The organism is Pseudomonas sp. NPDC089395, assembly GCF_044749525.1.
GTDB lineage: Bacteria > Pseudomonadota > Gammaproteobacteria > Pseudomonadales > Pseudomonadaceae > Aquipseudomonas.
Genome location: NZ_JBIVID010000002.1, coordinates 674021 through 695368, shown reverse-complemented (window position 1 = coordinate 695368; position 21348 = coordinate 674021). Strand labels below are relative to the sequence as shown.

Annotated in this window: 17 protein-coding genes and 1 pseudogene; 4 read left to right on the top strand and 14 right to left on the bottom strand. The window is 64.5% G+C overall.

Annotated features, from left to right (window positions below; translation table 11 throughout):
• Positions 1 to 2: 2 nt before the first annotated feature.
• The 5 genes from ACIPZG_RS08190 to ACIPZG_RS08170 all read right to left on the bottom strand — a co-directional run bounded on the left by ACIPZG_RS08190 (position 3) and on the right by ACIPZG_RS08170 (position 7488).
• Complete coding sequence (locus ACIPZG_RS08190; protein ID WP_400712058.1) at positions 3 to 1271, bottom strand: carbohydrate porin; 1269 nt, start codon at positions 1269 to 1271, stop codon at positions 3 to 5.
• A 110-nt stretch (positions 1272 to 1381) separates the two neighbouring features.
• Positions 1382 to 3799, bottom strand: a complete 2418-nt coding sequence (locus tag ACIPZG_RS08185) for a glucose/quinate/shikimate family membrane-bound PQQ-dependent dehydrogenase (protein WP_400712055.1) — start codon at positions 3797 to 3799, stop codon at positions 1382 to 1384.
• Between the two features lie 237 nt (positions 3800 to 4036).
• A complete protein-coding gene (locus tag ACIPZG_RS08180; RefSeq protein ID WP_400712052.1) occupies positions 4037 to 6241 on the bottom strand; it encodes a TonB-dependent receptor in 2205 nt (734 codons plus the stop codon).
• A 125-nt stretch (positions 6242 to 6366) separates the two neighbouring features.
• Positions 6367 to 6720: a cupin gene (locus ACIPZG_RS08175; RefSeq protein WP_400712050.1), complete on the bottom strand. Its 354-nt coding sequence runs from the start codon at positions 6718 to 6720 to the stop codon at positions 6367 to 6369.
• Positions 6721 to 6876: 156 nt separating this feature from the next.
• Complete coding sequence (locus tag ACIPZG_RS08170; RefSeq protein WP_400712047.1) at positions 6877 to 7488, bottom strand: LysE family translocator; 612 nt, start codon at positions 7486 to 7488, stop codon at positions 6877 to 6879.
• A gap of 101 nt (positions 7489 to 7589) precedes the next feature.
• On the opposite strand from ACIPZG_RS08170, the gene ACIPZG_RS08165 reads away from it, so the two are divergent.
• Complete coding sequence (locus tag ACIPZG_RS08165) at positions 7590 to 8564, top strand: GlxA family transcriptional regulator (protein WP_400712044.1); 975 nt, start codon at positions 7590 to 7592, stop codon at positions 8562 to 8564.
• A 90-nt stretch (positions 8565 to 8654) separates the two neighbouring features.
• On the opposite strand, the gene ACIPZG_RS08160 is transcribed toward ACIPZG_RS08165, so the two are convergent.
• Complete coding sequence (locus ACIPZG_RS08160) at positions 8655 to 9506, bottom strand: CAP domain-containing protein (protein WP_400712041.1); 852 nt, start codon at positions 9504 to 9506, stop codon at positions 8655 to 8657.
• 256 nt (positions 9507 to 9762) lie between these two features.
• On the opposite strand from ACIPZG_RS08160, the gene ACIPZG_RS08155 reads away from it, so the two are divergent.
• A complete protein-coding gene (locus ACIPZG_RS08155) occupies positions 9763 to 11928 on the top strand; it encodes a TonB-dependent receptor (RefSeq protein ID WP_400712038.1) in 2166 nt (721 codons plus the stop codon).
• A 19-nt stretch (positions 11929 to 11947) separates the two neighbouring features.
• On the opposite strand, the gene ACIPZG_RS08150 is transcribed toward ACIPZG_RS08155, so the two are convergent.
• From ACIPZG_RS08150 to ACIPZG_RS08140, 3 genes are all read right to left on the bottom strand, one after another.
• Entirely contained in the window at positions 11948 to 12559 is a 612-nt protein-coding gene (locus tag ACIPZG_RS08150) for a cell wall hydrolase (RefSeq protein ID WP_400712035.1), read from the bottom strand.
• 48 nt (positions 12560 to 12607) lie between these two features.
• The gene (locus tag ACIPZG_RS08145) at positions 12608 to 13525 is read right to left on the bottom strand and encodes an AEC family transporter (RefSeq protein ID WP_400712032.1); all 918 of its coding nucleotides are present in this window, start codon (positions 13523 to 13525) and stop codon (positions 12608 to 12610) included.
• 145 nt (positions 13526 to 13670) lie between these two features.
• Complete coding sequence (locus ACIPZG_RS08140; protein WP_400712029.1) at positions 13671 to 14534, bottom strand: LysR family transcriptional regulator; 864 nt, start codon at positions 14532 to 14534, stop codon at positions 13671 to 13673.
• Between the two features lie 139 nt (positions 14535 to 14673).
• Here ACIPZG_RS08140 and sodC point away from each other — a divergent pair, with 139 nt between their 5' ends.
• Positions 14674 to 15189, top strand: coding sequence for a superoxide dismutase [Cu-Zn] SodC (gene sodC / locus ACIPZG_RS08135; RefSeq protein ID WP_400712026.1), 516 nt, complete (start codon positions 14674 to 14676; stop codon positions 15187 to 15189).
• A gap of 65 nt (positions 15190 to 15254) precedes the next feature.
• On the opposite strand, the gene ACIPZG_RS08130 is transcribed toward sodC, so the two are convergent.
• From ACIPZG_RS08130 to ACIPZG_RS08115, 4 genes and pseudogenes are all read right to left on the bottom strand, one after another.
• Positions 15255 to 15854 (bottom strand): START domain-containing protein, encoded by a 600-nt coding sequence (locus ACIPZG_RS08130; protein WP_400712023.1) that lies wholly within the window; start codon positions 15852 to 15854, stop codon positions 15255 to 15257.
• Between the two features lie 88 nt (positions 15855 to 15942).
• Entirely contained in the window at positions 15943 to 16779 is an 837-nt protein-coding gene (locus ACIPZG_RS08125; protein ID WP_008093910.1) for a bifunctional allantoicase/(S)-ureidoglycine aminohydrolase, read from the bottom strand.
• A 132-nt stretch (positions 16780 to 16911) separates the two neighbouring features.
• Complete coding sequence (locus ACIPZG_RS08120; protein WP_400712020.1) at positions 16912 to 18276, bottom strand: LLM class flavin-dependent oxidoreductase; 1365 nt, start codon at positions 18274 to 18276, stop codon at positions 16912 to 16914.
• A 16-nt stretch (positions 18277 to 18292) separates the two neighbouring features.
• A pseudogene (locus ACIPZG_RS08115) lies at positions 18293 to 19268 on the bottom strand (aliphatic sulfonate ABC transporter substrate-binding protein).
• A 252-nt stretch (positions 19269 to 19520) separates the two neighbouring features.
• Between ACIPZG_RS08115 and ACIPZG_RS08110 the strand changes: the two are divergent.
• On the top strand, positions 19521 to 20399 hold the full coding sequence (locus ACIPZG_RS08110) for a hypothetical protein (RefSeq protein ID WP_400712017.1): 879 nt from the start codon (positions 19521 to 19523) through the stop codon (positions 20397 to 20399).
• Here ACIPZG_RS08110 and ACIPZG_RS08105 read toward each other — a convergent pair.
• Positions 20396 to 21280, bottom strand: coding sequence for a DMT family transporter (locus tag ACIPZG_RS08105; protein WP_400639934.1), 885 nt, complete (start codon positions 21278 to 21280; stop codon positions 20396 to 20398). The genes ACIPZG_RS08110 and ACIPZG_RS08105 overlap by 4 nt on opposite strands.
• Positions 21281 to 21348 lie beyond the last annotated feature (68 nt).

Below are 21348 nucleotides of genomic sequence, written 5' to 3'. Positions count from 1 at the left end.
CCTTAGAAGGTCGCCTTGACCTGCAACCCAACCACCAGCGCGTTATCGATCTCCTTCCCGGAGAACGCCCCCGGCTCGATGATGTACTGCACATCGGGCCGCAGGTTCAGCCACGGCGTTGCCTGGTAGCCATAACTCAATTCGATCAGCTGCTCTGCACTGTCGATGTTCGGGAAGGGCTGTCCGGCATTGAACGCAGCGTCCTCCAGCACGTCGCGGCTGCGCGGGTTGGGCACGGCGCGGCCATAACCCAAGGCCACGGTGTCGCGTGGACGCCCTTCGAACGGTTTGTACAGCACCACGCCTGTGCCATACCACTTGGTGAACGGCGAGGCGGCCTCGCTCGACGCCGAATACTGGCCAAAGGCGTGCAGGCTACGGCCTGGCGAGCCGGCATCGTTCCACACCGCCTGGTCGATCAGCAGATAGTGCCCGCCACGGCCGGACACTTCCTTGTCGCTGCCAATGCGCTTCACGTCGGAGCTGTCGTAGTAGTAACCCAGCTTGTACTCACCCGGCAGCTCGCCTTGCAGCTTGTACACCAGCTCCACCGGCAGCACCGTACCGGTCGTGTGCTTTGGCCCCAGGTGCCAGGCACGGCTGGAGTTGCCGTTGCTTTGCGGGTCCACATTAAACGCTGCCACACGCAGCTGCCAGGACGGCGACAGATCATACTTCACGCGCACGCCCAAGTGGGCGTTGGGGTAGTTGGTCCAGCCGCTGCCGCCGGACATGTTCAGCGGGTGGCCGCAGAAGCCGGCGTTCATGAAGTTGCACAGGATGCCGCTGTCCAGGCCGCCCAGGTCGTTGCCCATGGCCATGTAGCCGAGCTTGACGTTGAGCGCTGGGCTGAACAGCGTGCGCTCGTAGCTCAGCTCGGTCAGGCGGGTGTACAGGCCACCGAAGTTTTCCTGGATCGGCAAGCGGTTGCCCACCAGGTCTTCCGAGGCGCTGTTGCCGCGACGGTCGTTGATCGTCAGCTGGACCTTGCCGCCGTTGTCCAGGCCATACAGCTTCGACAGGTCGAACTGCACGCCGAGCTTGAGGTTCTGCGAGTAGCGGGCCGAGCGGTGCAGGCCGCCGTGGGCGTTGTAGGCGGTTTCACCGCTGTAGTCGCCGGTGAACTTGATACCGTCATCTTCGAGCTGGTGACGCAGGCCGCCCCAGTCGCCGGTCATCGTGTTGCGGGTCATCAGGTCGCCTTCGGCCATGGCGGTGGTGCTGGCCAGGGCAATCAGCAGGGGGGAAGTGATGCGAAAAGCGGAAGGCATTGCGGGTTCTCGATTGATCTTTCAGGGCCTCATTGCCGGCAAGCCGGCTCCCACAGGTACTGCAGCGAACCTTGTGGGAGCCGGCTTGCCGGCGATGGAAACGACGCGATTTATGGCAGGGCGTAAGAAATCACATAGTCGCCACGGTCAGTCGACTGACGGGCGCCGCCGGCGGTGATGACCACATACTGCTTGCCGGTCTTCGGTGAAACGTAGGTCATCGGGCCACCCTGGCTACCCACTGGCAGACGGGCTTTCCAGACTTCGTTGCCGTTGCTGCTGTCGTAGGCGCGCAGGTAGAAGTCCTGGGTGCCGGCGATGAACACCAGGCCGCCTTGGGTCGACAGGGTGCCGCCGAGGGTCGGCAGGCCGATCTTGATCGGCAGGTGCATGCGGATACCGAGCGGGCCTGTGTCTTCCACTGTACCCACTGGCACCTGCCAGGCGACTTGGCGGGTCTTCATGTCGATGGCGGTCAGGGTGCCGAACGGAGGCGCCTGGCACGGAATGCCGGCGACCGACAGGAAGCGGTTCTTGTTCACCGCATAAGGGGTGCCCTTGAGCGGCACGGCGCCCATGCCGGTGTTCAGTGCTTCGCCACCGGAGGTGGCCTGGCCCTTGTTCTGCGACGGGATCATCTGGATCCACAGGCCCAGGCGCATGTCGTTGACGAAGATGAAACCATGCACCGGGTCAGTGGAAATGCTGCCCCAGTTCATGCCACCCAGCGAGCCCGGGAAGCTCAGCGACAGGTCGGTGCCTGGCGCGGTGTACAGGCCGTCGTAGCGCATCTTCTTGAAGTCGATGCGGCACAGCAGTTGGTCATACGGGGTGGCGCCCCACATGTCCGATTCGGTCAGGGTCTGCGCGCCGATCTGCGGCATGCCCACCGACTTGGGCTGGGTTGGGGAGTATGGCTCGTTGGGGATGTTGCTGGGCTTGACCGGTACTTCGTCGACCTGGGTCAGCGGCTTGCCGGTGGCGCGGTCGAGCACGTAGATCTGCCCGGCCTTGGTGCCGATCACCACCGCAGGGACCGACTGGCCGTCGTCCTTGGTGAAGTCGATCAGGCTCGGCTGCATCGGCAGGTCGAAGTCCCAGAGGTCGTTGTGCACGGTCTGGAACACCCACTTTTGGTTGCCGGTGGTGGCGTCCAGGGCCAGTACCGAAGCGCCGTAGGTGTGGTCCAGCTTGCTGCGTTCGACGCCGTAGATGTCGGTGGACGACGAGCCCATCGGCAGGAATACGGTGTTCATCGCCGGGTCGTAGGACATCGGCGCCCAGCTGTTCGGGGTGCTGCGCACATAGCTGCTGCCTTCGGCAGGCGCGTTGCGATCTTCCGGGTTGCCCGGGTCGAAGGCCCAGCGCATTTCACCGGTGATCACGTCGAAGCCACGGATCACCCCGCCAGGCATGTCGGTCTGGACGTTGTCGGCGACACGCCCGCCCACCACCACGGTGGTCCCGGCCATCAGCGGCGCGGAAGACAGCTGATAGTAGGAGTCCGGCACGTTGCCCAGGCCGGCCATCAGGTTGACCTGGCCGTTGTTGCCGAAGCCTTGGCAGAACGCGCCGGTGTCGGCATCGACCGCGATCAGGCGACCGTCGATGGTGTTGGTCAGCAGGCGACGCTGGCAGTTGGCACCGGCCGCGACGCTGGCGACGGTGATCGGCGAGCTGTTCGGCTGGGTCGGCTGGGCGATGGCGGCGGTGGCGTCGAAGTAGGCCATGCCGCGGCAACGCTGCCAGACCTTGGATTGGGCGTTGATCGCGTTCTTCCACAGCTCTTTGCCGGTGTCGGCGTCGAGGGCGATCAGGTTGTTGTGCGGGGTGCAGATGAACACCTTGTTGCCGACCTGCAGCGGGGTCAGCTGGTCTTCGGCACCGTTGCCGTCGCTGATCGCCACGTCGCCGGTGTGGTAGGTCCAGGCCACTTTCAGCTTGTCGACGTTGTCGCGGTTGATCTGGTCCAGTGCGGCAAAGCGGCTGCCACCTTCGGTGTTGCCGTAGTGGGCCCAGTCTTTCTGACCCTTGCCGGCTTCGACCGGGGTCATGCCCGGGCCTTTACCGGTGGGCGCGACGCTTGGGTGGGCGACGAACATGTTGCCGGCAGCGATCACCAGCACCACGGCCAGCACGCCAGCGATGCCGTAGGCACCACGGCCGGTGCTGCCGCCATTGGCGCGCACCAGCAGCGGGTAGACCGCCGCCACCACCATGCCGATCGCAGCGAACATGAACAGGCGCGAGAACAGTGGCCAGAACACCAGGCCGGCGTCGATCAGCGCCCACAGCGCGGTACCGACCAGGAATGCCGCATACAGCCAGGCACCGGCCCGTTTGCGGCGGGCGATGAGGACACCGGCGATGGCCATGGCCAGGCCGCCGATCAGGAAGTACCAGGAACCGCCCAGGCCGGCCAGCTTGATGCCGCCAGCAGCCAGGAGAAGGCCGAGCAGGGCGATGATCACGCCCAGGCCGACCAGAATGAGTTTTGTGGCGCCAGAGGCGCGCGGTGTTTCGTTCATGCCAGGGATCTCAGCAGGTGGAATGCGCGCAGTTTATGCCCTTAGCAAGCTAATTAACAAGTTAGTACATAATCTTCTGAGACTGATTGTCGCAGGGCTGAACGTGCAGGTTTGTCGCGAAAAGTCTAGAACATGCTTTGAAAATTGCAGAAAGCGGTGCTTTTGGTTCACGGCTTGAGGCGTGGTCAGACTTTTGTATTAGGCATGAAGGCCTGCTGCAGACAGGCCCTTTTTCGCTTAGAACTGATAGTTGGCGGTGAGGATTGCTGCCCTGTCGGCGCCATACTCGATAGCCGAGGAGCGTGCGGCGTTGCCGTTTTGCTGGCGCACCCGTTCCACGTAGGCTTTGTCAAACAGGTTGTTGACGTTCAACTGCAGGTCAAGTTGACGGTTCACCTGATAACCGACCATGGCGTTGTGCAGCCAATAGGCATCGAGTTTGGCGGTGGTGCTGGAGGTGACATTGCGTTCGCTGATATACCGGGCGCCATAGCCGAAGGTCCAGGCATGAGTGAGCCGGTAGGTGCTCCACAGGTTCATCGAACGGGGCGGGGTGTTGGCCAGCGCATGCCCCTTGCTGGCGAAGCTGTTGCCGCCTGCGGCCGCCTTGAGCGTCTCACTGTCGAGGAAGGTGTAGTTGGCGAACACCGTCCACCGTTCGCTTAGATGGCCCGTGAGGGCAAATTCAAGGCCTTGTACACGTTGTTTACCGGACAGCTGGGTGGAGCTGTCAGCCAGCGTCTCGCGGGCGTTGCTCTTGACGATATGGAACAGCGCTGCATCGAGCTCCAATTGTTGGTCGAGCAATGCCCACTTGCTGCCGAACTCCCAGGACTGGTTTCTTTCCGGAGCAAGCCCTTCGGTTGCCGCGTTCAGACCCCGGGCGTTACCGGCCAGTGATTCGGCCGACGGGTTGTAGGAGTTGCCCCAGGCAAGGTACACGCGGCCGTGTTCGGTTGGCTTGTAGACCAGCCCCGCGCGGCTGCTCACGGGGGTGTCCACGGAATTGAACGCCGAGGTGCGTACGTGGGCCGGGGAATAGCCTTTGGCGCTGCCGGCGAAACGGTCTTGGCGCAGGCCAAGGTGCAGGTCCCAGCGTTCACTCAGGGCCACGGTGTCGAACAGGTAGATGGCCTGGTTGTCCAGCGCGGTTTCGCTGTACCCCGTGACAGCCTTTTCCACTGGGCCGTACCAGTAACCGGGTGGGTTCCCCAGGTCGTAACCGTTGGCGGGGTAGCGCGTGGTGCCGAGGCCGTGATCGTAGGTTTTCAGGTCCAGCGTTTCGCGGGACAGCTCTACGCCGACTACCCAGTCGTGGCCCACGCCCAACAGCTGGTCGTGGCCTAGCAGGCTGGTCTGGCTGATCCACATCTGCGTGGTGGCGTCGCGGCCGTACCCCTGTGGCCCGGCCGGGCGGTAGCGCCCAGGTGGCAAACCCTCGGTATTGACGTGGGAGGCGGACACCACCGTGTCACGCCTGAGCTGTCCATAGCGGGCCAGTTGCTGCAGGCGCAATCGCTCGTTGAAGTCATGCTCCAGGTTGAGCGTGAACTGGTTCTGTTCGATGTGTTCCTTATCGAGGTTTTTCCAGCCGAAGTATTGCTTGCGCTCGACACCTGCCAGACGCTTGCCATCAAGAGCCGGTACTCCGTAGTCCGGCAGGTTGTCATCACGCTGATGCACGGCGCTCAGGGTCAGCCAGGTGGCGTCGCCTAGGCCGAGTTGCAGGGCCGGTGCAATGCCCCAGCGTTTCTGGTCGATGCCGGGGCGACCGGGCACTTCGTTGCTGTGCGCCATCAGGTTGATACGCGCGGCGCTACCCTGGCCGACATCGTTCAGTGGCTGGTTGCTGTCCAGGGTCAGGCGTTGATAGCCGGCGCTGCCCAGGCTGCCGCCCAGGTGGGTGAAAGCCTGTTGCTCGGGCTGCTTGCTGATCAGGTTGATGCTACCGCCGGTGGTGCCGGCGCCGCCGAACACTGAACTGGGGCCTTTGACGACCTCGACCTGTTCGGTGTTGAAGGTGTCGGAACGCGTGGTCTGTGCACTGTCGCGCAGGCCGTCGACCTGGATGTTGTTGCTGGCCGAGAAGCCGCGGATGTTGATGCTGTCACCAGAGCCGCCACCGCCTTCACCGGCATTGAAAGTGATGCCTGAAACGTTCGACAGCACCTGGCGCAAGCCCAGCGCCTGTTGCTGGGCGAGCACAGGAGCAGGGACCACGGTGATGGTCTGTGGGGTATCGAGCAATGGGGCAATCTGTTTGATCGACGCCGAGCGTTCGGTACGTGGGCTGCTCGCGGCTGGCGCCGTGACATCCGTCTCCTCCAGCTCGATCAAGGGTTGCGTAGCGAGGGCATTGCCACACAGGGAGGCTGCACCTAGGCCGAAGGCGGTGCTGCGCAGGGCGCTGCGGATACTGCGGTCGGTAGTGAGGTCATGCATGTTTGAACGTCCAGCGTTGGAGAGTGGAGCTGAGCTGTGAGTGATTTTTCACAGGCAAGCGGGGGCACTGCGCCACGGCCACAGGCCGCGCAGGCGTTTAAAAAGGATGAGTTGGGAGAATCAGGTCAGCTGGCAGGCCAGGGCGTTGTGCTGTCGTAGAACACGGCCAGCCAGACGGTGTGGGTGCCTTGGGCGGTCCATTCCACGCGATGTCGACAGTGCGCCGGAATGTCCAGGCAATCACCGGGTGCCAGCAACCGGGTGTGGGCTTCATGCTCCAGGCGCAGTCCGGCACTGCCGCTCAGCAGCAAGATCCATTCGCCTTCGGGCTGGTCGTACCAGAAGCCAGGCGGGCTGCACTGGCCGCTGGAAACGATGCGCTCGATGCGCAGGCCTGGGCGTTTGAGCAAGTCGTCGACCCACTCTGGCGTGGCGGGGTCACAAGGGGGGAGAGGGGTCAGCACGTTGGTGGGTATCATAGGAAAATCTCGCTCTTCGGGAGGTAATTCACTATGGACTTCATCGAAAGGCGGCGCGCTTCTTGACCGCCTATCCGGGATGTAGGAATTGTCTGAGACTTAAAGCAAAAGGGTAGATCTGGGCAAGTTTCTGGCGAAGAGGCGGTCCCGCTCGCCCTATCGCCCGAGCGGCAAGGCCACACCGATCAAGGCAAACAAGCTCCCACAGCAGCGGTTGAAGCCCTTGCCGCCCTTGGCCAACCAGGGCTTGATACGAAACGCCAGGCGCGCCAGCAGGTACTCGACTACGAACTCCACGCTGGCGAACGTGGCAGCCATGATCACGAACTGCAGGAACAAACCGCGCTGCGGGTCGATGAACTGCGGCAGGAACGCGCCGTAGAACAGCAGCACCTTGGGGTTGGCCATGGCCGACAGCAGGCCCTGGCGGAACATGCCGGCGTTACTCAAGCGTGCGGCCCGCGCATTCACTTCCAGGTGCAAGGCCGGGCTGCGCCAGAGCTGGATGCCCAGCCATACCAGGTAGGCCCCGCCTACCCACTTCAGCACGGTCAACACCGATGCCGAGGTTTGCAGCAAGGCGCTCAGGCCGAACATGGCCAAGGCAATCAATGCACTGAAACCGAACACCCCGCCAACGATGGTAAACAACGTCCGTCGCGCGCCGTACAGCGCGCCGTGGGTCAGGGCCAGCAAGCTATTGGGGCCGGGGGTGAGCGACAGGCCGATGCTAGCCAGCAGGTAGATGAGCCAGGTATCCAGTGCCATGGAAAATGCCTTGTGTGTGCGAAGGCGGCCAGTTTAAGGGACGGCCCGCAATGCCAAGGGTATTATCTGGACATCCTATGGTGCTATCTGGACATTTGGCCATGCCCCCTGATATCCGTTTGCTGATCCTGCCACTGCCGGAATTCGCCCTGCTGCCCTTTGGCGCCTTCCTCGACAAGCTGCGATTCAGTGCCGACGATGAAGACTACAGCCGCCAACGCTATTGCGCCTGGACGCTGGGCAGCCTGACCGGTGAACCGGTGATGTCGAGCAGCGGGGCGGTGCTGCAGGTCGAGGCCATCGCCCAGCAGCGGCTTGCGGACTACGACTACCTGGTGCTGTTCGGCGGCCGCAATGCCGGGGCCACGGCGCGCCTCGCGCCGCATTACAAAAACCTGCTCAAGCGCGCGACGCGGGCTGGCGTGAAGCTGGTTGGCATCGACAATGCCGCGTTTCTGCTGGCGGCCTGCGGCTTGCTGGACGGGCACAAGGTGGTGGTGCACTGGCGCCATGAAGCCGAGTTCCGCGCCAGCTTCCCTCACCTCGAAGTGCTGCGTGAACAGTTGTACTGCATCGACCGGGGGCGTATCACCTGCGCCGGCGGTACGGCTGCCATCGACCTTGCAGTGGAACTGCTGTCGCACGGCTGTGGCCGCGCCCGTGCGCTCAAGGGGCTGGCCGACATGCTGGTGGACGAGTCCCGGGACAGCCGCCATGCCCTGCGTTCGCTGGAGGCCGGGGCAGGGCAGGGGCGCCAGGTGCAGCGCGCCCTGGCGTTGATGCGACACCACATGGCGGCGCGCCTGTCCATCGAGCATCTGGCGGCCGAGCTGGGCATCAGCCGGCGGCAGCTCGACCGTCAGTTCCAGGCCAGCCATGGCATGAGCGCCAAGGCCTGGTGGCAGGAGATGCGCCTGCAGCAGGCGCGCTGGCGGTTGCTCAATTCCAGCCACAGCCTGGGGCAGATAGCCGATGAGGTGGGGCTGGGCGATGCCAGCTACCTGGGGAGATGCGTGCGGCAACGCTTTGGTTGCACGGCGCTTTCGTTGCGCAAGGGGGGCTGCGTGAGCGTCTGAACCCAACAACCCAATGCCCGCGGCGGACCTTGAGGGAGCTGGCCAGCCAGCTCCTACAGGAATCGCGCTGTGTTCCAGACGTGAAGCGGATTACTGCGGCGTGCCGAACAGCCCCGTCCAGTAGATACCGGCATCGCTCTTTGGGTCTACGGCATAGGCCGCGCCCATCTCGCGAAAATCCGGGCTCATCAGCGTGGCGCAATGCCCGGGGCTGGCCAGCCAGCCATCCACCACCTTCTGCGCACTGTCGCGCCCGGCGGCGATGTTCTCGCCGATCCGCTGGTACAGGTAGCCGGCCAGCTCCGCACGGTCGCCCGGGGTACGGCCATCGCGGTCGATGTGGTCGAAGAAATTCTGGTTGGCCATCGCCCGCGTATGGCCGGCTGCCACCCCGGCGAGGGCGCTACTCCAGGTCAGCGCCGATGTCGCCGCGAACGGCTGGCCACCACATTGACGCGGCGCCTTGCGCGCCACATTGATGGCTTGCATCAGCTTCTGCCCCTCGGCCTGCCAATCACCCAGGCGGCCGCTCAACAAGGGGCGAGCCAGCACGATGCGCCAATCGCGGCCTTCCTGGCTGACACCGATATCGACGAACTGCGGGTCGAGCACTACCTGGCAGAAGCTCTCTTCGATGGCATGCATCGCGGCGCGAGCGTCGCGCGGGCCGGATAGGCTGATGGCCTGGACGTTGACCATCGGGTAGGCGGCGCGGGTCATGGCCTGTTGCAGGTCGCGAGTGCCTTCCGGCGACAGCGCCAGGCGGGTGTCGCTATTGAGCGGTGGCAGCTCCAGCGATGCGTCGGCGCCACAGGGCTGGGCCTGGCTGCGGTAGGTATTGATCGACTCGATCAGCTGCGCCTCTTCGCCGGTGGCAGCCAGGCTACCGGTCGAGACGACCAGGCCCAGCGACAAGGCGGCAACGGATGACAGGACGCGCATGTGGATCTCCCTGTGACTGGCAGCGTCTTGGTATGCGCTGCTCATCCTACACAAGCCCAGGGTTTTTGGCCCGGAATCGTGCATCGCGAAGTAAACGCCGGCAAAGGCTTGCAGGCGGCAAAAGAGGGAGTAGACCACTGGTCGACAAAAAAGTGCGAAACATTGTTAAATATTCGTAATATCGGCTGTAAACAATACGCAATTGAAAATGATTGCGCTTGCCAGGGAGGCTTTACTTAGAACACCGGAGCCTTGCATGGCACGCTTCCCTTCGTATCGGTTGACCTTCTTCGTTGCTTGCTGTTCCGTTGCCGTCAGTGCCCAAGCGGCCGACGGCGCTATCGAACTCGATGCCACCGCCATCAATGCCGAGGCTGGACAGCCCAAGGGCGAACCACCGCCAGCCTTTGCCGGTGGCCAGGTCGCGCGCGGCGGGCAGATGGGCGTGTTGGGCAACCAGGACATGATGGACGTGCCCTTTACCATGACCAGCTACACCTCGCAGCTGATCGAGGACCAACAGGCCGAGGACATCGGCGATGTGCTGCTCAACGACCCTTCGGTGCGCCAGTCGTTCGGCTTCGGTAACCAGTCCCAGGTCTTCGTCATCCGTGGGCTGCCGCTCAATGGCGACGATGTGGCGTTCAATGGTCTGTACGGTGTGCTGCCACGGCAGATGATTTCCACCGATGCCGTGGAGCGGGTAGAAGTGCTCAAGGGCCCCAACGCTTTCCTCAACGGTGCCAGCCCCACCGGCACCGGCCTTGGCGGCAACGTCAACCTGCAGCCCAAGCGCGCGGGTGATACGCCAACCCGGCGCTACACCCAGGACATCAGCAGCGATGGCCGCCTCGGCGAGCACCTGGATCTGGGCCAGCGCTTTGGTGAGGACAACCGCTTTGGCGTGCGCCTGAACCTGTCGCAGCGCGAAGGCGAAACCGCGGTCGACGATCAGGACCAGCGCAGCAAGCTGTTCATCGTCGGCCTCGACTACCGTGGCGACAACTTCCGCCTCTCTACCGACATCGGTTACCAGAAACAGCGGGTCAACCACATGCGCAACTCGGTGCGCCTGGGCGCTGGCCTGACTGATATCCCGCGTGCGCCGGATGCCGATCACAACTACGGCCAGGACTGGTCATGGACCGAGACCGAGGACACCTTCGGCATGGTCCGCGGCGACTACGACTTCAACGAAAACTGGAGCGGCTACCTGGCCGGTGGCCTCAAGCACACACACGAAAACGGCTTCTACGGCACGCCGATCCTCACCAATGCGGCCACCGGCGCGGCCACCATCGGCGGGTCGGAGATCCCCCACAACGAGGACAACAGCACGCTGATGGGCGGCATCAATGGCCGCTTGCAGACGGGCCCGGTCAGTCATCAGCTGAACCTCGGCGCAGCCAGCATCTGGACCCAGCAGGAAAACGCCTTCGTCTTCTACAATTCGCAAGCGACCAACATCTACAACACCGACCCTCTGCCCAAACCCACCACGCCGACCTTCGCCAGTGGCAAGCTGGATGACCCAGGGGTGACTGGCAAGACCCGCAACCGCAGTATCGCCGTGTCCGACACCGTGGGCCTGTTCGACGATACCTTGCTGCTCACCGCCGGTGTGCGCCGCCAGCAGCTGCGCGTCGAGGGCTATGCCTACGATGGCGAGGGGCCGGACCTGGGCCGCAATGCCTTCTACGACGAGTCGGTCACCACGCCCGTGTACGGCATCGTCTACAAGGTCAACCCGTCGATCTCGCTGTATGCCAACCGAATCGAAGGCCTGGCCCAGGGCGCGACGGCATCGGGGCAGGTGGTCAACGCCGGCGAAGTGTTCCCGCCAGCCAAGACCAAGCAAGTGGAGGCCGGGGTGAAGCTCGATTACCAGACATTCGGGGCCAACCTGGCCGTGTTCCGCATCGAACGGCCTACCGACGGTTTCGTTGAGGGTAATGTGTTCGTCCAGGACGGCGAGCAGGTCAACAAGGGCATCGAACTCAGTGTCTTCGGCGAGCCGCTGCGAGGTCTGCGTCTGATGGCGGGCGGCACGCGCATGGACAGCGAATTGAAGAAGACTCAGAACGGCGCCAACGATGGCAATCACGCGGTAGGGGTGCCGACCTTCCAGCTCAACGCCAGTGTCGACTGGGATGTACCAGGGCTCGAAGGTGTGGCGCTCAATGCCCGCATGCTGCGCACGGGCGGGCAGTATGCGAATCCGTCCAATACCCTCAGCCTGCCGACCTGGAACCGCTTCGACGCTGGCGCGCGCTATCGCTTCAAGGTGCAGGAGAAGGAAGTCACCCTGCGGATGAACGTGGAAAACCTCACCGACAAGAACTATTGGGCTTCGGCCAATGGCGGTTATCTGACCCAGGGCGATCCGCGCCTGGTGAAGTTCTCCGGGACGATCGACTTCTGATGAGCAGGGCGTTCATCGGTCAGCGCGCCAACGCCTGGTTGGGCTTGTAGAACAGGAAATGCCGGGTCTCGGCGGTCTTGCGATAGGTTTTCGCCCAGTCGGGGTGCACGTTGCGGTCATGGAAGTACAGCGCGCCCCCGGTCGAGTCCTTGAGCTGCTGGTTGAGTGCTTTGCGCGCGATCTCCTTGGCGATGTCATAGCGCTGCGCTTCCTCGACCTGGTCGGAGCGCCCGTCGCACCACCAGGAGAACTGGCAGGACTTGCTTTCGACGCCTTGCTTGACCACCCCGCAGATGGTGTCCGGGAAGCCATCATGGCCGAGGCGGTTGAGCACCACGCTGGCGACCGCACTCATGTCCTTGGCATCGGCGCCCTTGGCTTCCCAGTAGATGGTGCGGGCAAGGCAGGTGATGCTGTCATCCATGGGCGCCTGGCCTGCCGGGTCGACGGCCTTTACCTCGCCGGGTGTCAGGGTTTCGGCTTTTTTCGGCGGCGGCGCGTCTTCCACGACTTTCTCTTCGAGCTTTTCGGCCTTGTCTTCGGCCACTGCGGCCTTGGCGGGCGCGGCGGCGTGCAAAGGGCCTGCGAGCAGGGCTGTGGTCAAACCGATCAGCATCCACGAACAGCGCATGGTCGAGCTTCCGTAGTGTGGGTTGCCTCACAGTCTAGCCAAACGCCATCACTTGAGCGTAAGCATTAACACCAAGGGCAAGGTCACGGCGGCGGCCACGGTCTGCAAGGCGATGATGGTGGCCATCAGCGGGGCGTTGCCCCCCATCTGCCGCGCCATGACATAGGACGAAGACGCCGTTGGCAGCGCCTGGAACAGCACCGCCACCACCGCCGCCTGGCCACCGAGGCCAAGCAGGCGGCACAGGCCCCAGGTGGTCAATGGCATGACCAGGAACTTGAACGTCGATGCCGCCATCAGGGGTCGCACCTGCTGACCGAGGCTGGCACCGCCGAGTGCTGCCCCTACGCAAAGCAGGCCCAGGGGCAGGGCCGCCTGGCCCAGGGCTTTGACTGTCGGTTCGATGCCTGCGGGCAGGCCCAGCCCCGTCACCCGCAGCAGCAACCCACCGGCGCAGCCGACGATCAGCGGGTTGGCGAAAATCGCCCGCAGCACCGTGGCGGGTGAGCTGTGGCGGGCGCTGAAGCGCGCGAACACCAGCACGCAGAGCAGGTTGACCAATGGCACGATGGCCGCGTTGGCCACGGCCGCCAGGGCAATCCCCGCGCTGCCGTAGATGCCCGCGGCCAGGGTGGCGCCGATGTAGTTGTTGAAGCGCACGCCGCCTTGGAACACCGAGGTGAAGTCGGCGCCGTCGTGGTTCACCGCGCCTTGGTAGAGCACCAGCAGCACGGCACCGAGCAGGGTCGAGAGCATCAGTACACCCACCATGCCAAGCACCGGCACGCCATCGAGGTTGGCGGTGGCCAGGCCGTGGAGAAACAGTGATGGCAGCAGCACGTAGTAGCTCAGGCGTTCGGCACCGGGCCAGAAGTTTTCGGCGAGAAAGCCGCGGATACGCAAGAGGGTGCCCAGGGCAATGAGCAGGATGATGGGCACCAGGGTGGTCAGCAGCAGGTGGAGCATGGCAGGTGTTCCGTGGTCGGGTACCGGCACAGGTTAGCGCGGCAGATCGTTCCGCGAACCAGGGCGAAGCCCTGGCCATTCACCTCTGCCGTCTGGGCGGGCCTCTTCGCGGGGCAAGCCCGCTCCCACAGGAAGAAGGCGCCACTCACACCTGCAGTGCTGTCTTCACCACCGCACTCAAGTGCCGCCGCTGGCTTTTTTCATGCTCCAGCAGCACCACCCGCCGTTTCAGCTGCGGCTCGCCGAAGGGCAGGCAGGTCGCTGCTGGCAGCCTCTGCACATCGTCGTCAGACATGGGAATGATTGCCACCCCCAACCCCATGACCGCCATGCGCGCCAGCGCTTCCTGACTGTCCAGTTCCATCTGTTCACTCACCTGCAGGTGCTGTCGGCGCAGTTCCTGTTCGATCTGCCGGCCGGCCCACGCACGCTTGTCAAAGCGCAGAAAAGGCTGGCTGGCCAATAGCTGTGGCAGGCTCTGGCCGGCCAGCTCATGGCTGGCGATGGCCCAGAAACGGTCTTCGAACAGCGGCGTGTAGTCGAGGTTTTGCGGGTAGGGGCTGACGGGCTCGGTGGTGATCGCCGCATCCAGTTCGCCGTCTTCGACGCGACGCGCCAACTCCGCAGACATCCCCGAGGCCACGCTGATGTGCAGGTCCGGGTGATGCGCCTTGATCCACACCAGCGCGTTAGGCAGGCGGCGGGCGAGTACCGTATGAATCGCCCCGAGCCGCAGGCGACCACGCAGGCTCGGGCCGCTGGCCAGGGCGTCGGCCAATTCGTCATACGCCGCCAGGATGGTCTCGGCGCGTGCCACGGCCAGTTGCCCAGCCTCGGTCAGCAGCACCTGGCGGCGGCTGCGGTCGAACAGCACGACCTGCAGTTCTTCTTCCAGGGTCTTGATGTGCAGGCTCACCGCCGACGGGGTGAGGCTGAGCAGGTCGGCAGCACGGGCGAAGGTGCCGTGGCGGGCGATGGTCACCAGGGTGCGCAGGGCTTTGAGGGACACGCGGGCAGGCTCCGGGGTTGAGCGGGCAATGCGGCATTGTGTTTCAGTCTGTGGCTGGATGGAATGCCTGGCGGACTGGGCAGTCCCAGCTGTTACGCGGGTAGCAACGCCCGTGTTTCACACGCCATGGAGAAACTACATGAAAGCAGCACTATTGACTGCCTTGCTGGCCTCTGCCGGCCTCGCCCAGGCCGCGCAGACGGTGGAACTCAAGCTCGCCGGGCCAGACGGCCCAGGCAAGTCGATCGGTACCATCAGCATCGAGCAGAACCCGTACGGCACTTTGCTTACGCCGGACCTGAAGGACCTGCCGCCCGGCGTGCATGGCTTCCACCTGCACCAGAACCCTTCCTGCAGCCCAGCAGAAGAAAACGGCAAGCCCGTGCCCGCGGGCGCTGCAGGCGGCCACTGGGACCCCAGCTCAAGCAATGCACACAAGGGGCCGTATGACGACAGTGGTCACCGCGGCGACCTGCCAGCGCTGTATGTCGGTGCTGACGGCAAGGCCAGCTACCCGGTACTGGCGCCAAGGCTGAAGGTCGCCGACTTCAAGGGGCATGCCTTGATGGTGCATGCCGGGGCAGACAATCACAGCGACCATCCCGAAAAGCTGGGCGGTGGTGGTGCCCGTGTCGCCTGTGGCGTAGTGCAGTAACTGGCGTTTCAGGGCAGCGCCGCTGCCTGCTGCAGGTTCATCGACCGGGTTTCCAGCGCCAGGCCTCAGCGCTGGCGCTCGGCGACCGCCCGCAAGGTCCGCAAGGTGACCACTGGCGCATCGACCACGAAGCGGTTGGCCAGCCAGCCTGGCACGTCGCCAGCCGGGTCGGCCTTGAGCTGGTAGGTCACTTCGGTTTCTCGCTCGCCCAGCGGCTTCATCACCCATTCACCGCTCAGGTGCTGCACGCGGATCAATCCCGGCTCTTCGGGCAGCTTGCCGGGCTCGGCGCTCAGGTGCCGCACCAGCGTGCCGTCGTCCAGGCGCTCGGTGGTGACCTTGAGGATGATGTCGCGCGGCAATGTCGGCCAGGGCAGGTTGGTGGTCAGGTAGACCCAGGTGCTGTCGCCGTCGACCTCGACCAGGCGCATCTGGTCACAGGCATACAGCCACTTGCAGGCGACCCGCAGGTTCTCCTGCAGGTCGACGAGGGTGCTCACGCTGGCCTTGATGGTGCTGACGCCGCGAAACTGCTGGTAGGGGGAGTCCGCCACGCCGCTGAGGTAGACGCGAATGCCCTCGCGGTCGTAGGCCAGGCTCCAGCCATCGTCGGCCAGGGCGCAGGTGGACAGCAGCAGGGCGGCAAGCAGCAGGCAGCGGTTCATGGCAAGTACCGCGCAACAGGGGAACCTGCAGTATGCGCGGCAAACCAAAAGCCCGCCAGAATGGCGGGCTTCTTCAAGCAGCCTGGGCTTAGCGCTGCGGGTTGAGCGTCAGGTGCACGTGGCGGTTGACGTCCTTGTACAGCAGGTAGCTGAAGTTGCCTGGACCGCCGGCGTAGCAGGCTTGCGGGCAGAAGGCGCGCAGCCACATGAAGTCGCCGGCTTCCACTTCGACCCAGTCCTGGTTCAGGCGGTACACCGCCTTGCCTTCGAGCACGTACAGGCCGTGCTCCATCACGTGGGTTTCAGCGAACGGGATCACGCCGCCCGGCTGGAAGGTGACGATGTTGACGTGCATGTCGTGGCGCATGTCGGCCATGTCGACGAAACGGGTGGTTTTCCAGCGGCCTTCGGTGCCCGGCATTTCGATGACGGTGGCGTTGTCGCGGTGGGTGACGAACGACTCGGGGATGTCCAGGCCCTCGACCTTCTGATAGTGCTTGCGCAGCCAATGGAAGGTGACGTTGGACTTGCTGTTGTTGCGCAGGCTCCACTCGGCGCCCGGCGCCAGGAAGGCATAGCCGCCCGGTACCAGGGTGTGGTGTTTGCCTTCAACGGTGATGTCCAGCTCGCCTTCGACGATGAACACCACGGCTTCTGCGTTAGGGTCCAGCTCAGGGCGCTCGCTGCCGCCTTCCGGGGCCAGTTCGACGATGTACTGGGAGAAGGTTTCGGCAAAACCGGTCAGCGGGCGGGCGATGACCCACATGCGCATCTTGTCCCAGAACGGCAGGTGGCTGGTGACGATGTCGCGCATCACGCCTTTGGGGATGACGGCATAGGCTTCGGTGAACATGGCACGGTCAGTCAGCAGCTCGGTTTGAGCCGGGTGCCCACCGTGGGGGGCGAAGTAGGAGTGATTCGACATGGACGGTCTCGACTTGTTGTTCTCTCCCCGTGCCTTGGACCACACCGGCCGGTGCGTGCAGGGGATGTACGGACAGCATATGGGGCAGTCCGTGGCATCCACAAATTAAATGTTGAAATACCCGGTATTTGCTTACTGAATGCGGACCTGCTGGCCTGCGTGGGCCTCGGGTAGCCAGTCGCCCTTGCCGAACAGCTTGTGCCGCAAGGTGCCATCGCGGTAGCCCAGCGGGTAGCGGCCGCGACGTTGCAGCGCTGGCACCAGCAGTTCGACGACATGGGTCAAATCATCCGGTTGCACGGCGTAGGTCAGGTTGAAACCGTCGATGCCGGTCTGGTCGAGCCAGTGTTCCAGCTGGTCGGCGATTTCCTCTGGGTCGCCCACCAATACCGGGCCACGGCCACCGAGGCCGACAAATTCAGCAGCCTCGCGCACGGTCCAGCGCCTGTTCGGGTCGGCGGCGGTGAAGGCCGCCAACGCGGCGCGGCCAGCGTCGTTCTCGACGTACTCGATGTGGGTGTCGGGGTCGAGGCCGGCGAAGTCGATGCCGGTCCATCCCGAAAGCAGGGCGAGGGCGGCGTCCAGGTCGACATAGCGGCGGTACTCGGCAAAGCGCGCCTGGGCCTCTTCACGGGTGGGGGCAACGATCAGCAGCGCCTGGGCGTAGATCAGCACTTCGTCGCGGCCACGCCCGGCCACTTCACTGGCCTGGCGGATGCCGTCGGCATAGCGGCGCAGCACCGTGGGCGTCGGCCCGCAGATGAACACGCACTCGGCATGCCGCGCGGCGAACTGTTGGCCACGCGCCGAGGCACCGGCCTGGAACAGCACCGGGGTGCGTTGCGGCGACGGTTGGCACAGGTGCATGCCGGGCACCTGGAAGTGCTCGCCGGCGTGATTGATGGCGTGCACCTTGCTCGGTTCGATGTAGCGACCCGTGTCGCGCTCCAGCTGCACGGCGTCGTCGTCCCAGCTCTTTTCCCAGAGCTTGTACAGCACCTCCAGGTACTCCTCGGCCAGGTCGTAGCGCTGGTCGTGGCCGAGCTGGCGGGCCAGGCCCAGGTTGCGCGCGGCGCTGTCCAGGTAACCGGTGACGATGTTCCAGCCGACCCGGCCATTGCTCAGGTGATCGAGGGTCGACATGCGCCGGGCGAATGGGTAGGGGTGTTCGTAGGTCAGCGAGAAGGTCACGCCAAAGCCCAGGTGCTCGGTCACCCCGGCCATGGCCGGCACCAGCAGCAGCGGGTCGTTGACTGGCACTTGCACGCCGCCGCGCAGGGCGGCTTGCGGGCCGCCCTGGTAGACGTCGTAGATGCCCAGCACATCGGCGATGAACAAGGCGTCGAACAGCCCGCGTTCGAGCAGGCGCGCCAGGTCAGTCCAGTAGTCCAGGCGGTTGAAGGCCACGCTGGTGTTGCGCGGGTGGCGCCACAGCCCAGGCGACTGGTGGCTGGCGGCATTCATGCTGAAGGCGTTGAAGCGGATCGGGCGGGGCATGGCGCAGGCTCTCAGGTCAAGGCAGCACGGAGGTCGGGTAGACCGCATCGGCTACCTGCAGCTTGTGCGGGATCAGGCCCAGGCCCTGGAAGGTGTCGGCCAGCTTCTGCTGTTCGGCGACGATCTGCGGGGTGATGGCCACGGCGTTGTAGTTGCGCCGTTCGCTGGCCACTTGCAGGACGCTGGCGTTGATGCCCAGTTGTGGCGACAGCAGGGCGGCAACCTCGGCAGGCTTGGTGTTGGCCCACTGGCTGACCTTGCCCAGTTCGACGAAGAAGGTCTTGAGCAGGTCGCGGTGCTGGTCGGCGAAGGCGGCGGTGGACAGGTAGAAGGTGCGGTTGTTGGACAGCCCGCTGCCGTCACGCAGGTTCTTCAGCCCCGGTTGGCTTTGCGCAGCGGCGAGGAACGGGTCCCACAGGGTGGCGGCCTGGACGCTGCCCGACTGCAGCGCGGCCACGGCATCGGCGGCGTTGTTGACGTAGGCGGGGGTGATGTCCTGATAGCTCAGGCCGGCTTGCTCCAGCGCCACGGCCAGCAGGTACTGGGCGTTCCAGCCACGGCCGGTGGCTACGCGCTTGCCTTTGAGGTCTTGCACGCTGTTGAGCTGGTCCTGTTCACGCACCACCAGGCCGATGCCGCGCGGGTAGGGTTGTTCGGCGGCCAGGTAGACCACAGGTTTGCCGGCGGCCTGGGCGAACACCGAGGGCGCATCGGCGGCGTGGCCCAGGTCGATGGCGCCGGTGCTCAGCGCTTCGAGCAGTTGCGGGCCAGCGGCGAATTCGTGCCAGGTCACCTTCACGCCTTGCTGGGCCAGGGCTTTTTCCAGGGCGCCGCTGCCTTTGAGGATATTGATGCTGTTGAATTTCTGGTAGCCGATGCGCAGGGTCTTGGCGTCATCGGCAAAGGCGTTGGACCAGGGCAGCGCTGGCGACAGTGGCCAGGAGGCCGCCGACGAGCAGGCGGCGCAAGGGCGAGAAGGCACGGGCAGGCATGGGGGAAGCTCCTTGAACGGCGGGTAATGGATGCACTCAGCCTAAGGAGGTGGCGTTTGGCTTTCAATTTTTTATTCCATTTGGTTAGATCGTTTTGTTCTTTTTATATCCTTTTGCATTAGCTCGATTCCTGTGGCAGCCGGCAAGCCGGCTCCCACAAGCACACCCTTAAGCTTTCTCCGTAGCCGTTCATTGACATTTTTTTCACATCCCATTGCTAGGATCCCCAGCACTTACAGGAGCCTCAAACCCATGCCCATCCTGCGCCAGCGCGGCACCCGTATCGCTCTGACCACCACCGCCGCGGTGCTCACCGCCACCCTTGGCTTCTTCGCCTGGCAAAGCTTCTACCCCGTCCAGGCCAGCAACGGCTGGGATGTCGATGTACTGCACCGTGACGTGACCAAGGCCGCCTCGCTGCTGCTGCAGGCCGATGGCAGCCTGCTGGTCAGCCGCGAGCTGGACAAGGGTCGCGGCAGCATCCTCAAGATCACCGCCCAGGGCGAGCGCGTGGTGTTGATCGATAACCTCTCCAAGCCTGACGGCATGGTCGCGGCCCAGGGCGGCTGGGTGTTCAGCCAGGAAGGCGGGCTCGCGCCGGTCAGCCTGTCGCGTGACGGCCAGGTCACGCACTTGTTCGACGGTGAGAGCGTGCAGGGGCTGTGGAACGATGGCGACTACCTCTACGCCATCGAGGATCGCAAGGGCAATGGCCGACTGATGCGCTACCAGTGGGCCAGCGGCCAGCTTGATGTGTTGCGCTCGAACCTGACTGAAACCGAAGGCCTGACCCGTTGCGCCGATGGCCGCCTGCTCTATACCGAAAAAGCCACCGGCAAGGTCCGCGCGTTGACCGAAGATGGCCAGGACCCGGTGGTGGTCGAGGGCCTGCGCAACCCGACCTTCCTGCTGTGCGACCAGCGCGGGCTGTGGATCAGTGAAGACAACACGCACCGTGCTCGCCTGCTGCGCATCGATGCCGACGGCACCCGGCACACCGTGCTGACCTTCCTCAAGGCGCCCCAGGCCATCACCCCGGACGGCAAGGGCGGCTATCTGCTGGCCGAAGGTGGCCGCAACCGGGTGCTGCACCTGACCCCAGCCCCTGAGCAAAGCACCGCCCAGCGTTAACTGGGCAAGCGGCGCCTGCGCCCGGGCAGCAGCCCCAGCACCAGCATGCAGCCCAGCAGGATCACCAGGCCGCCCGCGGCCTGCAGCAGGCTCAACGCCTCGTTCAGGAACAACGCGCCAATCACCACGGCCACCAGCGTCACGACGAACTCGACGCTGATGGCACGGGTCGCGCCGATGCGCGCCACCAGGCCGAAATACAGCACATAGGTGGTGGCGCTCATCACGCAACCGCTGAGCAGCAAATAGAGCCAGTCGCTGGCCTGTGGCACGGTTGGCACCGGTACCAGCAACAGCAGGGGCAGCGTCAATACGCCGCCGACCAGGAAGGCGCCGCCGGTCACTGTCCAGGGATCTTGCCCGCGCAGGTGCAAACTGGCGTAGTTGCTGCCAAAGGCGGCGCACACGCAGCCGAACACCGAAGCGATGCAGCCGTGGATGAAGGCTTCGTTCACCGGTTGGGCCGGGAAACCCACCAGCATCACGATGCCGAGCACGCCCAGCAGCAATCCGGCCAGCCCCTGCGCGGTGATCTTCTCCAGGCCCCAGGCACGGCCGATGAGCATCGAGAACAGCGGGATGGTGGCGATGAAGATCGCGGCCATGGCCGTGCCGATCAAGGGCGTGGCGTAGGACAGGCCGATCAGTTGGCCGGCCACGGTGGTGGCGCCGACTACCAGCAAGGGTTTGAGCAAGGGGCGCAGTTTCAGGCGGCGGCCGAGCAGGGCGCCCAGCACCGCGAGCGTGCTGCCCGCGATCAGCGAGCGGAAACTCACCGCACCGGCCCAGCCGAAGGCGTGCACCACCTTGAGCACCACCAGGAATGAAAAGCCCCAGGCGATGGCCAGGAACAGGTAGGCGGCGAGATCGCGTGGGCGCATGGGGCGGGGTCCGTCCTAGAGGGGGCAGCGCAGGCTAGCGGGTTGATCGGGGGGAGATCAATCCGGCT

What these genes read in the sequence shown, in the direction of transcription:
- ACIPZG_RS08190 (WP_400712058.1), bottom strand. Translation starts at nt 1,271, where the DNA reads ATGCCTTCCGCTTTTCGCATCACTTCCCCCCTGCTGATTGCCCTGGCC.
- ACIPZG_RS08185 (WP_400712055.1), bottom strand. Translation starts at nt 3,799, where the DNA reads ATGAACGAAACACCGCGCGCCTCTGGCGCCACAAAACTCATTCTGGTC.
- ACIPZG_RS08180 (WP_400712052.1), bottom strand. Translation starts at nt 6,241, where the DNA reads ATGCATGACCTCACTACCGACCGCAGTATCCGCAGCGCCCTGCGCAGC.
- ACIPZG_RS08175 (WP_400712050.1), bottom strand. Translation starts at nt 6,720, where the DNA reads ATGATACCCACCAACGTGCTGACCCCTCTCCCCCCTTGTGACCCCGCC.
- ACIPZG_RS08170 (WP_400712047.1), bottom strand. Translation starts at nt 7,488, where the DNA reads ATGGCACTGGATACCTGGCTCATCTACCTGCTGGCTAGCATCGGCCTG.
- ACIPZG_RS08165 (WP_400712044.1), top strand. Translation starts at nt 7,590, where the DNA reads ATGCCCCCTGATATCCGTTTGCTGATCCTGCCACTGCCGGAATTCGCC.
- ACIPZG_RS08160 (WP_400712041.1), bottom strand. Translation starts at nt 9,506, where the DNA reads ATGCGCGTCCTGTCATCCGTTGCCGCCTTGTCGCTGGGCCTGGTCGTC.
- ACIPZG_RS08155 (WP_400712038.1), top strand. Translation starts at nt 9,763, where the DNA reads ATGGCACGCTTCCCTTCGTATCGGTTGACCTTCTTCGTTGCTTGCTGT.
- ACIPZG_RS08150 (WP_400712035.1), bottom strand. Translation starts at nt 12,559, where the DNA reads ATGCGCTGTTCGTGGATGCTGATCGGTTTGACCACAGCCCTGCTCGCA.
- ACIPZG_RS08145 (WP_400712032.1), bottom strand. Translation starts at nt 13,525, where the DNA reads ATGCTCCACCTGCTGCTGACCACCCTGGTGCCCATCATCCTGCTCATT.
- sodC (WP_400712026.1), top strand. Translation starts at nt 14,674, where the DNA reads ATGAAAGCAGCACTATTGACTGCCTTGCTGGCCTCTGCCGGCCTCGCC.
- ACIPZG_RS08130 (WP_400712023.1), bottom strand. Translation starts at nt 15,854, where the DNA reads ATGAACCGCTGCCTGCTGCTTGCCGCCCTGCTGCTGTCCACCTGCGCC.
- ACIPZG_RS08125 (WP_008093910.1), bottom strand. Translation starts at nt 16,779, where the DNA reads ATGTCGAATCACTCCTACTTCGCCCCCCACGGTGGGCACCCGGCTCAA.
- ACIPZG_RS08120 (WP_400712020.1), bottom strand. Translation starts at nt 18,276, where the DNA reads ATGCCCCGCCCGATCCGCTTCAACGCCTTCAGCATGAATGCCGCCAGC.
- ACIPZG_RS08110 (WP_400712017.1), top strand. Translation starts at nt 19,521, where the DNA reads ATGCCCATCCTGCGCCAGCGCGGCACCCGTATCGCTCTGACCACCACC.
- ACIPZG_RS08105 (WP_400639934.1), bottom strand. Translation starts at nt 21,280, where the DNA reads ATGCGCCCACGCGATCTCGCCGCCTACCTGTTCCTGGCCATCGCCTGG.